This is a genomic window from Actinomadura graeca (assembly GCF_019175365.1).
Lineage (GTDB): Bacteria > Actinomycetota > Actinomycetes > Streptosporangiales > Streptosporangiaceae > Spirillospora > Spirillospora graeca.
This window is the reverse complement of sequence record NZ_CP059572.1, coordinates 3,318,767-3,331,702: the sequence shown is the minus strand read 5'-3', so window position 1 is coordinate 3,331,702 and position 12,936 is coordinate 3,318,767. Positions and strand designations below refer to the sequence as shown.

The window sequence follows — 12,936 nt, the reverse complement described above, 5'->3', positions numbered from 1 at the left end:
GGAAGACATGGACAAGGCCGAGGCGATCGTCGCCGCCCTGGGCGGCGCCGACAACATCGTCGAGATCGAGCCGTGCGCGACGCGGCTGCGCACCGAGGTCTCGGACGCGGGCAGGGTGGACGAGGCGGCCCTGAAGAGGGCCGGGGCGTTCGGAGTCATGCGCAGCGGCACCGTCGTGCAGGTCGTCGTCGGCCCCCAGGCCGACACAATCGCCAGTGACATCGAGGACATCCTCGAGTGAGGGAGGCGACGACCGCGATGACCCGAGTGCTGTCCCCGGTCGCCGGCCGGGTCGTCGGCCTGGCGGGCGTGCCCGACCCGGTGTTCGCGCAGGCCATGGTCGGCCCGGGCACCGCCGTGGACCCCGAGCGGGGCCCCGGGCACGCCCTCGCGCCGGTCACCGGAAAGATCGTCAAGCTGCATCCGCACGCCTACGTCGTCGTGGACGACGAGGGGCACGGGGTGCTGGTCCACCTCGGCATCGACACCGTCAAGCTGAAGGGCGAGGGCTTCGAGCTGCTCGTCTCCGAGGGCGACGCGGTCACCGCGGGGCAGCCGCTGGTCGGCTGGAACCCGGCGGCGATCGAGGCCGGCGGCCGCTCGCCGATCTGCGCGGTCGTCGCGCTGGACGCGGGCGACGGCGCCCTGTCGGACGTCGTGGAGTCGGGCGAGGTGACGAGGGGGGCCGAGCTGTTCACATGGAGCTGATCGCGCTCCGGGCGGCGGTGTTCGACCTCGACGGCACCCTCATCGACACCGAGCCGCGCAACCGCGTGATGTGGTCGCGGCTGTTCGACGCGCACGGCGCGCCCTACGACGACGCGGTGATCGCGTCGTTCGCGGGCCGCCGCGGGATGGAGGTGCTCGCCGGGCTGGCGCACCTGTTCCCCGGCCGCACGGCCGAGGAGCTGTTCGAGGAGGCGCTCTCCTACGGGACGCTGCCGGGGCTGCCCCTGGCCGCGCCCGTCCCCGGCGCCGTCGAGCTGGTCAGGTCGCTGGTCGCGGCGGGCGTCCCGCTCGCGGTGGTGACGTCCGGGCAGCGTTCCTACGCCGAGGGCCTGCTGGAGGAGCTGGGCGTCCGCGACCTGCTGGACCTCGTGGTGACCGCCGGTGACGTCGTCACCGGCAAGCCGCACCCCGAGGGGTACTTGGCGGCGGCGCGGGACCTGGACGTCACGCCCCGGGACGCGGTCGGGTTCGAGGACGCCCCGGCGGGCGTCGCGGCCGTGAAGGCCGCGGGCATGACCTGCGTCGGCGTCACCACCACACAGCCGGTGGGGGCGCTGGCCGAGGCCGACCACGTGGTGGCCGACCTGAAGGAAGTGGACGTGGTCGCCGGCCCCGCGCTGCGGGTGCGCGGCCGATGACGTCCCCGGCAGCGGCGTCCCGGGGCGGACCGTCCCGGGGGCCGACGGGAAGGGCCGTGACCCACGGCCCCTTGAGGAGTGATCAGTGAGCGAGCGCAACGTCAAGATCGTGTCCAGGGTGGGGCTGCACGCGCGGCCGGCCGCGCTGTTCGTGCAGACGGCGGCCAAGGCCGCGGGCGAGGTCACCGTCGCCAAGCCCGGCGGCGCGCCGGTGAACGCCAAGAGCATCCTCGCGGTGCTGGGCCTGGACGCCCGGCACGGCGAGGAGATCGTGATCGCGGCGGACGGCGACGGCGCGGACGCGCTGCTCGACAGCCTGGAGGCCCTGCTGTCGACCCCGGAGCCCGAAGGTGCCTGAACCGCTGCGCGGCGCGGGCGTCAGCCCCGGCGCCGGGGCCGGGCCCGTGCGGACGATCGCGGGCGCCGTCCCCGAGCCGCCCGCCGGGTCCCGGCACGGCGGCGACGCCGGGGCCGAGGCCGGCGCGGCGCTCGCGGCGCTGGAGGCGGTGGCGGCCGACCTGGAGGACCGCGGCGCGCGCGCCGCCGAGGCGGGCAACCCCGACGGCCGGGACGTGCTGAACGCCCAGGCGATGATGGCCCGCGATCCGGGCCTCGCCGACGGCGTCCGCGCCCGGGTCGGGGAGGGGACCGCCGCGGCCCGCGCCGTGTACGAGGCGTTCGGCGTGTACCGGGAGATGCTCGCCGGGGCCGGGGAGTACATGGCCGCCCGGGTGAGCGACCTCGACGACGTCCGCGACCGCGCCGTCGCCCGGCTGCTCGGGCTGCCGATGCCGGGCGTCCCGGAGTCCGGCGAGCCGTTCGTGCTGGTCGCCCGGGACCTGGCGCCCGCCGACACCGCCGTCCTCGACCCGGCGCGGGTCGTCGCGTTCGTGACCGAGGAGGGCGGCCCGACCAGCCACACCGCGATCCTCGCCCGCACGATGGGCGTGCCCGCCGTCGTGGCGCTGCCGGGCGCGACCGCCCTCGCCGACGGGACCCGCGTGCTGGTGGACGGCTCCGCCGGAACGGTCCGGGTCGACCCGTCCGACGAGGAGGTCGCCGCGGCCCGCGCCGCCGACGCGGCCCGCGCGTCCGTCCTGGAGGGACCGGCCGGGCCGGGCGCCACCGCGGACGGCCACCCCGTCCCGCTGCTGGCCAACATCGGCGGCCCCAAGGACGTCGAGGCGGCTCTGGCCCACGGCGCCGAGGGCGTCGGCCTCTACCGGACCGAGTTCCTCTTCCTCGACCGCTCGGATCCGCCGTCCGACGCCGAGCAGGAGGAGGCCTACAGGTCGGTCCTGGAGGCGTTCCCCGGGGGCCGCGTGGTCGTCCGGACGCTGGACGCGGGCGCCGACAAGCCGCTGGCGTTCCTCCCGGCCCCCGGCGAGGAGCCGAACCCGGCGCTCGGCGAGCGCGGCCTGCGGATGATGCGCCGCCACCCGGACGTCCTGTCCGCCCAGCTGGGCGCGCTGGCCCGCGCCGCCGCCGGGCTGGACGCCGACCTCCAGGTGATGGCCCCGATGGTGACCGACGCGGACGAGGCGGCGTTCTTCGCCGGCGCCTGCCGCGAGGCCGGCATCGCCTCCCCGGGCGTCATGATCGAGGTCCCGGCCGCGGCGCTGCGCGCCCGCGACCTGGCGCCGGAGGTCCGGTTCTTCAGCATCGGCACCAACGACCTGGCGCAGTACGCGTGCGCCGCAGACCGGCAGGTCGGCGGCCTCGCCCACCTCCAGGACCCGTGGCGGCCCGCCGTCCTGGACCTGGTCGCGCCCGCCGCCGCGGCGGGGATCCCCTGCGGCGTCTGCGGTGAGGCCGCCGGGGACCCGGCGCTCGCCTGCGTGCTGGTCGGCCTCGGGGTGACGTCGCTGTCGATGAGCGCGCCGTCCCTCCCGCTGGTGCGCGCCGCGCTCGCCCGCCACACCCTGGACCAGTGCCGCCGCGCCGCCGTCGCCGCCCGCGCGGCGCGCACGCCCGGCCAGGCCAGGGAAGCGGCCCGCGGCCACCTTCCCCACCTCGCCGACCTGGGCCTCTGACCGGCTCAGGCGGTGATGAGCCAGCGTTCGCGGGTCTGGTGGAGGGTGAAGGCCGGGGCGAGCAGGCCGCCGGGACGGGCGGGCTCGCCGCGCCATTCCAGGTCCTCGAAGCGGACGGTGAAGTCGCCGTCGCCGGGGCCGGTCTCCCCGGTCGGGACGGTGACGCCGCGCAGCGCGGCGACGCTCTGGGGGTCGAGTCTCGCGCGTGCCCGGCGGAGGCCGTCGCGGCAGCCGCCGGTCCGTCCGAAGGCGGTGCGCTCGTAGGAGGGTGCCAGGTGGGCGCAGACGCGGACGTCCGCGGCGGCCACCCCGCGCAGGAACCGGTACAGGACGAGCCGCGCGGGCAGGGTCTCCCGGTCGCCGGAGCCGTCGATCAGCAGCGTGCCGGACGGCTCGGGCGTCAGCGGCGGCATCGCGATCTCCCGGTCGCCGCCGCAGGCGGACAGGACGGGCAGTAAGGCCAGGGCGGCCAGGGACGGGCGGACCAGCACGGGGGACCTCCTGGGGAAGCGAAGGCGCGCCGATCTTCCCAGGTCGCGCGGCTCCGCGTCCACCGGCCCCGCCTCCACCGGGGCCCGGCGCCTCGGCGACGCCTGACGGGCCGGTGACAGGTCAGCGGCCCAGGCCGTGACCGGCCCTTTTCCCGGCGGCGGGCACCGGGAGGCGTCCCACCGGCTCGACCGCGCCCGCCAGCACCCCGGCCAGCGCGTCGATCGAGGCGCGGCCCGAGGAGTAGGCGGCCAGCGCCGCCGCCGCGCCGCCGGCCGCGTCGAGGTCGTAGGGGCGGCCGAGCGCGGCCACGACCACCGGCTTCGGGCCGAGCGCCCGCACGCGGACCGCCGTGGCGCGCCCGGCGTCGATCGTGGTCAGGACGGTCACGTCCGCGGCGCCGGGCGCGGCCGTGCGGACGCCCCGGCGGCGCAGGGCGGCGCCGAGCCCGGCGGCGTCCGGGCCCGCCACCGCGACCGTCCGGCCCTTCAGCGGCAGCACCTTCCGGTCGTCGCGGACGAGCGTGATCGCGTGCTCGGCGACCCGCCGCGCCACCGCCCGGTGCGCGGGCGTGCCGATCTTCGAGGCGGCCGTGGCCGGGTCGGCGCGCGTCCCGGCGAACAGGCCGCGGCGCCGCTTGAGGTCGATGATCCTGGTCACGGACTCGTCCAGCCGCCGCTCGGGGATCCTCCCGGAGCGGACGGCCTTGAGCACGGCGTTGTAGGCGCGGGGGAGGTCCGGTGGCATGAGCAGCTGGTCCGCGCCCGCGCCGACCGCCCGCACGGGCACCGCCGCGTCGCCGTACCGGCGCCGTGCGCCCGCCATCTCCAGCGAGTCCGTCACGATCACGCCGCGGTAGCCGAGCGTCCCGCGCAGCAGCCCGGTCAGCACGGTCCTGGACAGCGTGGACGGGTCGCCGGAGCGGTCGAGCTTCGGCACCACGATGTGCGCCGTCATGACGGCGTCCACACCGGCGGCGATCGCCGCCTTGAACGGGGGCGCGTCGAGCCGCTCCCACGTCGCCCGCGAGTGGGTGATGACCGGCAGCCCGGTGTGGCTGTCGGTGGCGGTGTCGCCGTGGCCGGGGAAGTGCTTGGCCGTGGCCGCGACCCCGGCGTCCTGGTAGCCGCCGATCGCCTCCGCCAGCATCGCCGACACCTTCGCCGGGTCCGAGCCGAACGAGCGCAGCCCGATGACCGGGTTGCGGGCGTTGACGTTCACGTCCGCGACGGGCGCGAAGTCCTGGTTGATGCCGATCGCCCGTAGTTCGGTGCCGGTGACCCGGGCCGCGGCCCGCGCGTCCGCCGGGCGGCCCGTCGCGCCGAGCGCCATGTTGCCCGGGAACCGGGTGAGGAACGGGGTCCGGGACACGATGCCCTGCTCCTCGTCCACGCCCAGCAGCAGCGGCACCTTCGACGCCTTCTGCAGCGCGTTCGACTGCGCCGCCGCGCGGGACGGCGAGCCCATGTTCTCCGGGAAGTAGATCAGCCCGCCGACGTGGTAGCGCCGGACGATCGACAGCCCGTCGGCGCGGCTGGAGAACCGGGGGACGAACAGCTGCCCGACCTTCTCGGCGAGGCTCATCCGGCCGACGTAGCCGGGGATCCACGCGTCCGGCCTGGCCGGGGACGTCCCGGCGCCAGGCGGCCCGGACGCGCCGGACCGGGCGGACGGGCCCGGCCCGCCCTTGCCCGTCCCGCCGCCACAGCCCGCCAGCGGCACGGCGATGACCGCCGCCGCCGCGAGCGCGAGTGGACGTCTGACACGCATCTGACCAGGCCCTCCGACGTCGTTCGCCGCCACGGTCGCCCGATCCTTTCCGGACGCCGCGACGCTAACGGGTCCTCCGCCCGCCTGTCGACCCGACTCCTTCCCCCTCCACGGCTCATTACCGTGGCCCCGGCGATGGTGACGACTGGCCGCGGGGCCCGGCCAGGTCAGGACGTGGGGCAGGAGGGCGCGCAGGGCTTCTTGCGGGCGTCCTTCGGCGGGGCGGGCGTCCCGCGCGGGTTCCGCGTCAGCGAGGGTGTTCCGCCGGGCGAGGGCGTCGCGCCGGGATTCGGTGTCCCGCCGGGATCCGGTGTCCCGCCGGTGCCCGGCGCCTTGCCGGGGCCTTCGCCCTGGCCGGGACCGGGGTCGTCCCAGTCCGCCGCCACACCGGTGAAGGCGGGCTCGGGGAAGGGCAGCGCGGGCATGTCGCGGGTGACCTCCTCCATGAACGACCGCCACACGGTCGCCGGGAGGTTCTCTCCGGCGACCTTCCCGGGATGGCCGGGCAGCCCTCGGAGCGGTGCGCGCTCGGTGTTGGCCATCACCACCGCCGCCGACAGCTGTGGGACGTACCCGACGAACCAGGCGGCGCGGTTTCCGTCGGTCGTCCCGGTCTTGCCGGCGGCGTCCCGGTCGGGCAGGGCCGCGCGCCTGCCCGTCCCGCCGGTCACGACCGCCCGCATCGCGTAGGTCGCCTGCGCGGCCTGCTCGCCGTCCAGCACCCGTCCGCCCTGCCTGCCCAGGCCGCCCTGCCCGTCGTGCCGGTCGTAACTGTCGTGCCGGTCGTGCCGGTCCCAAGGGAGCGGCACCCGGCGCCCCCGCGCGTCCACGATCCGGGTGATCAGGTGCGGGGTCACGGCCCTGCCGCCGTTGGCGAAGGCCGCGTACCCGGCGGCCTGGTCGGCGGCGGCGACGTCGGGGACGCCGAGCGCGATCCCGGCCTGCCCCTTGTGCGGCTTCAGCGCCGACTCGGGGACGCCGAACCGCCGCGCCGTCTCCAGCACGTTCGCGACGCCGACCTTCAGCGCCGCCTTGACGAAGCCGGTGTTGACCGACAGCGCCGTCGCCCTGACCAGGTCGACGGTCCCGAGCGACCCGATCTCCTCGTCGTTGGCGACCTTGTACCCGGGGGCGGTCATCGGGGTGACGGAGCCGTCCGGCGCGAACCTCAGCGGCGACCTCCCGCTCACCCTCGTCCGGACGCTGTAGCCGCGGCGCAGGGCGGCGGCCAGCACGTACGGCTTGAACGTGGAGCCCGCCTGCGCGACCGGGTTAAACACCGAGTCGAACATGCTGCGCCGCGGATCGCCGCCGTAGAACGCCTTGACCGCGCCGTCCCGCGGGTCCACCGCGATGAGGCCGCCCCGCGCGTTGCGAGGCCACTCCGGCTCGCGGACCTGACGCATGGCCCGTTCCGCGTGCTCCATCCAGCGCCGGTCGAGCCCGGTGTAGATCCTCAGGCGCCCGTTCACCACGGTGCGCTCCGGGATGCCGAGACCCTCCAGTTCGGCGAGGACGCGCTGCCTGACCAGCAGACCCTGGCCGGACGGCGCCACCCCGCGCCACTGGTCCTGGGTCCGGGGGAAGCGCTGCCGGGCGGCCTCGGCGGGACTGAGCCTGCCCATCGACACCATCCCGTCCAGGACGTACCGCCAGCGGCTGCGCAGCGCGCGCGCCGGGGCGTCGTCGCCCTGCGTCCGGAAGTAGGCCGGCCGCTGGATCATCGCGGCGAGCAGGGCGCCCTCGGCGACGCCGAGCTGCCAGACGTCCTTGTCGAAGTAGGCGCGCGCCGCCGCCTGCACCCCGGACGTCTCGCGGCCGAAGTAGACGGTGTTGAGGTAGAGGTCGAGGATCTCGTCCTTGGAGCGCCTGCGGGCGAGCTTGACCGCGACGAAGATCTCCTTGATCTTGCGCCCGGCCGTCCTGTCCTTGCTGAGGCCCTTGAAGTAGTTGCGGGCGAGCTGCTGGGTGATGGTGGAGCCGCCCTGCGTGTCGCCGCCGGACGCGTTGTTCCACAGGGCGCGCATCGTCCCGGTGGGCGAGACGCCGTGGCCGCCGTAGAAGCCGCGGTCCTCGGCGGCGAGGACGGCCCACCGCAGCCGGTCGGGGATCTGGTCGTGCCGGACGATCTCCCGGTTCGCGCCGAGGCGGAACAGCGGCGTCCGGCCGTCGGCGTAGTAGACCGTCGAGCCCTCGTCGGTGACGCCCGGCTGCGGCTCGGTCGGCAGCGGCGTCCGGACGTAGGCGACCACGACGGCGCCGGCGGCCGCGAGCAGCAGCGCGACGGCGGTCATGGCGAGACGGCGGCGCCGGAGCGTGCGGAGCCGGAGCGTGCGGAGCCGGAGCGTGCGGCGCAGGACGCGGGACAGGCGGGTGAGGGCGGGCCGGAAACGGCGCGCCCGGGGCAGGGAGTGCATGCGACCTCGTTCGACGTGGAGTACGGAGTCGGCCGTCGTCCGGGAGGCGGGGGGCGCCGGGCCACGCGCGAGGGCGTGCGGAAGCGCACGCCGGGGGGCGATGGGAGGCGCGCTGAGCCGGATCCGCCGGTCGGGGCGGGTCCGCGCCGCCGGCGGACGACGCTGCGAAGGAACGCAGCCGGATCGGTACGAGCCACGTCTGTGGCCGGTGGTCCCACCGGTCACGGCACCAACGGGGCCGCGCCGGCGGATCTTCTGCCACCGTGGTCACAGCCTAATCACGATGGACCCCATCACCGCAAGCGGTTGCGGATCATCTGGGGTCCATCGCGATGAAGACCGGACGGCGATGCCGTCCTCGCCTCGGCGGGCCGGAAGGCTCAGCCGGGCAGGGGGTGGCCGAGGCGGCGCAGCGCCAGCCCGGCCGCGCCCACGGCGCCGTCGCCCGCACTGCGGGGCGCGGCGGCGAACCGGTCGCGCAGCCCGGTGCGGACGGCCTCGGCGACGGGGCCCTCGCGCAGCACCGAGCCGTGCATGACGACCGGCGCGCACGGGTCGGACAAGGCCGGGCGCACCGCGTCGACGTCGCGCAGCAGCCACTGCGCGGCCTCTTCGGTGATGCGCCTGGCCACGGGATCGCCCGCGGCCGCCGCGGCGGCGACCACCGGGCCGAGCCGGCCCAGGGCGGCCGGCGGGCGGCCGTACACCTCTTTGATGATCGCCTGGGCGAGCTGCGGGTTCGGCGGGGTCCCGGGTATCTCGGGACGGCCCGGTCCGTCCGGGCCGCCGGGAGCGCGGGCCGGTCCGGACCCGCCGGGTTGCGGTTCCGGAGGATCCGAGAGCAGCACGGCCGTGCCCGTGCCGGTCCCGGAGGGTGAGGAGACGGCGGAGGAGAGAGGGGACGGGGACGTCGGGGCGAGCGCGGGGGCACCCGGTGGCGGCGCGCCGGCCATGGCCAGCTCCCGTCGGGGGACGGGCCGCCGCCGTGCCGGATCGATCTCCGCGACCACCGAGGGACCGAGCAGGGCACGGGGGACCGCGTCGGTGAGCAGGGTCGGGGAGCCGCGGCCGTCGTAGGCCGCGAGCGCCGCCCTGACCGCCTCCTTCCCGAGCCACACCGCCGAACCCTCGTCTCCGACCAGCCAGCCGTAGCCGTCCGCGCGCTGCACGATCGAGCCGTCGTTGATGACGGCCGCCCCGGCGCCGGTGCCGGAGAACACCACGATGCCCTTGGGCTCGTTGGTGCCCGCGGCGAACGCCACGGCGATGTCGGTCACCACGGCGGGCGAGCCGCGCAGCCCGAGGGCCTGCCAGGCCCGCCGCGCCGCCGAGACGGCGGCGGGCCGGCCTGCCGAGCCGGCACCGGCGATACCGAACACGCCGGTGAGGACATGGGTTCTGTCGAGGTCTCCCAGCGCCTGCCGCAGGGCGGTCGTCAGCGCCCCCACGGTGTCGCCTCCGGAGTTGGGGTTGGCCCCTGGGCCGGTGCCGGAACCGGCCAGGGCTCCCCCGAGCGTCAGTACGACACAGCGGGTCTTCGTGCCACCCGCGTCGATACCGACCACGTAAGGACCGGCCAAATGGGTCAACACATGGCGACCGTAGCCTTTTCTACCGTTGACGTGACATCCTGCCAGTAAGAAAATTCCTTACATGAGGAAACCCATCGGCCCCGACAGCGGGAGCACAGGGGAGGCCGGTACGTCCAGGGAAGACGCGGCGCCCAAGGATCAGACGCCGCTGAGCACCGTGGTGCGGGTGCGCTCGCTGCTGCCCTCGCTGCCCCCCGCCGAGCGACGAGTCGCTCAACGCGTCATCGACGACCCCGAGGGGGTCGCGAACTCCACCATCACCGAACTCGCCCAGACCTGTGGTACCTCGGAGACCACGGTCATCAGGTTCTGCCGGGCGATCGGGTTCCATGGTTATCCAGAGCTCCGACTGACCCTCGCCACCGAGGCGGGACGTGCCCAGAGCGCCAGCGGCGGGCGGGTCATCGGCAGCGACATCAGTCCCGACGATTCCCTTGAGCAGATCGTGGAGAAGGTGACCTTCGCCGACGCGCGGGCCGTGGAGGAGACCGCCGCCCAGCTCGACATCAAGATGCTGGAACAGGTCGTCGACGCCGTCGTCGCCGCCGACCGCGTCGACGTCTACGGCGTGGGCGCGAGCGCCTTCGTCGCCGCCGACTTCCAGCAGAAGCTGCACCGGATCGGCCGGGTGTGCTCGGCGTGGTCGGACGCCCACATCATGCTCACCAGCGCGGCCGTGCTGGGCAGCGGGAACGTGGCGATCGGGATCTCGCACTCGGGCGCGACCGTGGAGACCATCGACGCACTGGAGGTGGCCAGGAACAACGGAGTGAGGACCGTGGCTCTGACCAATTTTCCCAAATCCCCGATAGCGGAGGTGTCCGACCTGATCCTGACGACGGCGGCGCGGGAGACGACCTTCCGCTCCGGCGCCACCGCCAGCCGGCTGGCGCAGCTGACCGTGGTCGACTGCGTCTTCGTCGGTGTGGCGCAGCGCACCTACGGGCCCACCCGCAAGGCCCTGGAAGCCACATTCGAGGCGGTCCGCGGCCGGACCGTGCGACCCGACCGGAGGCGTCGGTGATCGATTGCGAGCTCCCCACCGAGGGCAGGAACCCGCGCACCCTCGACGTCGACACACTGCCGACCCTGGAGGTGCTGCACCTGATCAATACTGAGGACGCGACCGTGCCCATGGTCGTCGCGTCCGTCCTGCCCGAGATCGCCCGGCTGGTCGACCTCGCGGTGGATTCGCTGCGCGCCGGTGGGCGCGTGCACTACTTCGGCGCCGGCACGTCCGGACGGCTCGCGGTGATCGACGCCGCCGAGCTGCCCCCGACGTTCGGCATCTGGGGCCGCGTCGTGGCCCACCACGCGGGCGGCCCTGGGGCGTTGTCCCAGGCGATCTCCGACGTCGAGGACGACGTCGAGCTCGGCACCCGGGACGCCCGCGACGTCCAGCCAGGCGACATCGCCATCGGCATCGCCGCGAGCGGCCGCACCCCGTACGTGGTGGGGGCGCTGCGCGCGTCCGCCGCCATCGGGGCGCGGACCGCACTGATCAGCTGCAACCCGCACACGCCGTACGGCGACGAAGTGGAGGTGCACATCGGCCTGGCCACCGGCCCGGAGGTGATCAGCGGCTCGACCCGGATGAAGGCGGGGACCGCGACGAAGCTCGTCCTCAACTCCTTCTCCACCACCCTGATGGTGCGGCTCGGCCGCACCTACTCCAACCTGATGGTCAGTGTGAACGCGCTGAACTCCAAACTGCGGACCCGGCTCGTGCGCATCCTCACGGAGGCGACCGGCATGGACGCCCGCACCTGCGAGAACGCGCTGTCGGAAGCGGGGGGGAACACCCGCGTCGCCCTCGTCTCACTGCTCGGCGAGGTCCCCGCCGCGCGTGCGACGATCGTCCTGGAGGAGGCCGACGGAGGCGTCAGGGAGGCGCTGCAGCGGCTCCGGTCGGCCTGACCGGGCCGGGGGCCGTGATCATGCGATCGTCCCCGCATCGATCGTATGATCACGGCCCTCGGGACGGCGCCCGCCAGAACGATGTTCGGTGCGGCGCCGCCGATCCCCTACGATCGGGCCCGTGACCGTCAAAGGCGTCATCACCGACTGGGGCGGCGTCCTGACGTCCCCGCTGGAGGAGACCGTCGCCGCGTGGCTGGCCGCCGACCGCGTCGACGCCGTCCGCTACCGCGCCGTCATGCGCGGCTGGGTGCGGCAGGCGTACGACGGCGCCGGGACCAACCCCGTCCACGGGCTGGAGGACGGCACGCTGCCCGTCGCCGAGTTCGAGCGGCTCCTCGCCGCCGAGCTGCTCACCGAGGACGGCGGCCCGGTCGCCGCGGACGGCCTGCTCACCCGCATGTTCGGCGCGTTCGTCCCCGTCGAGCCGATGTACGCGGCGCTGCGCGCGGTCCGCGCCGGTGGCGCCCGCACCGCGCTGCTGTCCAACTCCTGGGGCAACGACTACCCCCGCGAGCTGTTCGCCGGCGTCTTCGACGAGGTCGTCATCTCCTGCGAGGTCGGGCTGCGCAAGCCCGGCGAGGCGATCTTCCGGTACACCCTGGACCTGCTCGGCCTGGACGCCGCGGACTGCGTGTTCATCGACGACATCGACCACAACGTCCGCGCCGCCGAGGCCCTCGGCCTGCGCGGCCTCCACCACACCTCCGCCGAGGCCACGATCGCCGAACTGCGCGGCCTGGGCCTGCTGCCGTGACAGACTGACTGACCGTCATGCGCGTCTACCTGCCGTCCACGCTCACCCTCCTCGCCGCCGTCCGGGCCGCGCGGGAGATCGGCCCCGCCCCGCTGTCCGCCCACGCGGTGACGCCCGCGCTCCGCGAGTGGTACGCCTCCGGCGACCTGGAGGAGCTGGAGTACGCGGCGATGACCGCCGCCGCCCGCGCCTCCCTGCGGCTGCTCGCCGCCGACCCGTCCGCGCCCCGCCGCCGGGTCGTGCTGGCCGCCGAGGTGCCCGGCGACGCGGTCGCCTGGCGGGGCGGCTCCGCCGACCGGTCGCTGTCGGAGCTGGCCGCCGCCGTCCCGTGGCGGAAGATCGCCTCCGCCCACGTGGACGATCCGTCAGCCGCCCCCGACATCGCCGCCGCCGCTGACGCCCTGGCCGCCGCCGACGCGGGCGACGAGGACGCCCGGTTCACCGTGGACGGAGCCAAGGGCCACGAGCTGCTCTGGTACGCCACCCAGGAGCTCCCGCACCTGGAATGACGGCGGGCGGTCGCCGGAGTATTCGGCCGCGGACCGGCGGGTAGGTCCCCGCACGTCGGAAACGCCGCCGGAGAACCGCAGGGAG

At 75.4% G+C, this 12,936-nt stretch carries 13 protein-coding genes; 9 read left to right on the top strand and 4 right to left on the bottom strand.

Going from position 1 to position 12,936, the window contains the following annotated elements; genetic code table 11:
* Nucleotides 1-7: 7 nt before the first annotated feature.
* The 5 genes from AGRA3207_RS14645 to ptsP all read left to right on the top strand — a co-directional run bounded on the left by AGRA3207_RS14645 (nt 8) and on the right by ptsP (nt 3,400).
* Nucleotides 8-241, top strand: a complete 234-nt coding sequence (locus AGRA3207_RS14645; RefSeq protein ID WP_231335179.1) for a PTS sugar transporter subunit IIB — start codon at nt 8-10, stop codon at nt 239-241.
* A 17-nt stretch (nt 242-258) separates the two neighbouring features.
* A complete protein-coding gene (locus tag AGRA3207_RS14640; RefSeq protein WP_231335178.1) occupies nt 259-708 on the top strand; it encodes a PTS sugar transporter subunit IIA in 450 nt (149 codons plus the stop codon).
* Complete coding sequence (locus tag AGRA3207_RS14635; protein ID WP_231335177.1) at nt 699-1,367, top strand: HAD family hydrolase; 669 nt, start codon at nt 699-701, stop codon at nt 1,365-1,367. Before AGRA3207_RS14640 ends, AGRA3207_RS14635 begins: the two co-directional genes overlap by 10 nt.
* An 85-nt stretch (nt 1,368-1,452) precedes the next feature.
* Nucleotides 1,453-1,725, top strand: a complete 273-nt coding sequence (locus AGRA3207_RS14630; RefSeq protein WP_231335176.1) for an HPr family phosphocarrier protein — start codon at nt 1,453-1,455, stop codon at nt 1,723-1,725.
* Complete coding sequence (gene ptsP / locus AGRA3207_RS14625) at nt 1,718-3,400, top strand: phosphoenolpyruvate--protein phosphotransferase (protein ID WP_231335175.1); 1,683 nt, start codon at nt 1,718-1,720, stop codon at nt 3,398-3,400. The genes AGRA3207_RS14630 and ptsP overlap by 8 nt, the downstream gene beginning before the upstream one ends.
* 5 nt (nt 3,401-3,405) lie before the next feature.
* Here the strand turns inward: ptsP and AGRA3207_RS14620 are convergent, their stop codons facing one another.
* From AGRA3207_RS14620 to AGRA3207_RS14605, 4 genes are all read right to left on the bottom strand, one after another.
* Entirely contained in the window at nt 3,406-3,891 is a 486-nt protein-coding gene (locus tag AGRA3207_RS14620) for a hypothetical protein (protein WP_231335174.1), read from the bottom strand.
* Between the two features lie 121 nt (nt 3,892-4,012).
* Entirely contained in the window at nt 4,013-5,659 is a 1,647-nt protein-coding gene (locus AGRA3207_RS14615; RefSeq protein ID WP_231335173.1) for a glycoside hydrolase family 3 protein, read from the bottom strand.
* Between the two features lie 167 nt (nt 5,660-5,826).
* Entirely contained in the window at nt 5,827-8,076 is a 2,250-nt protein-coding gene (locus AGRA3207_RS14610; protein ID WP_231335172.1) for a transglycosylase domain-containing protein, read from the bottom strand.
* Nucleotides 8,077-8,456: 380 nt separating this feature from the next.
* Nucleotides 8,457-9,668 carry an N-acetylglucosamine kinase gene (locus tag AGRA3207_RS14605; protein ID WP_231335171.1) on the bottom strand — a complete coding sequence of 404 codons (1,212 nt, stop codon included), beginning with the start codon at nt 9,666-9,668 and terminating at the stop codon, nt 8,457-8,459.
* 61 nt (nt 9,669-9,729) lie between these two features.
* Between AGRA3207_RS14605 and AGRA3207_RS14600 the strand changes: the two genes are divergently transcribed.
* The 4 genes from AGRA3207_RS14600 (at nt 9,730) to AGRA3207_RS14585 (ending at nt 12,851) form a co-directional block, all read left to right on the top strand.
* Nucleotides 9,730-10,692 carry a MurR/RpiR family transcriptional regulator gene (locus AGRA3207_RS14600; protein WP_231335170.1) on the top strand — a complete coding sequence of 321 codons (963 nt, stop codon included), beginning with the start codon at nt 9,730-9,732 and terminating at the stop codon, nt 10,690-10,692.
* A complete protein-coding gene (locus AGRA3207_RS14595) occupies nt 10,689-11,585 on the top strand; it encodes an N-acetylmuramic acid 6-phosphate etherase (RefSeq protein ID WP_231335169.1) in 897 nt (298 codons plus the stop codon). Before AGRA3207_RS14600 ends, AGRA3207_RS14595 begins: the two co-directional genes overlap by 4 nt.
* A 121-nt stretch (nt 11,586-11,706) precedes the next feature.
* Complete coding sequence (locus tag AGRA3207_RS14590) at nt 11,707-12,342, top strand: HAD family hydrolase (protein WP_231335168.1); 636 nt, start codon at nt 11,707-11,709, stop codon at nt 12,340-12,342.
* Between the two features lie 17 nt (nt 12,343-12,359).
* On the top strand, nt 12,360-12,851 hold the full coding sequence (locus AGRA3207_RS14585; RefSeq protein WP_231335167.1) for a DUF6912 family protein: 492 nt from the start codon (nt 12,360-12,362) through the stop codon (nt 12,849-12,851).
* Nucleotides 12,852-12,936 lie beyond the last annotated feature (85 nt).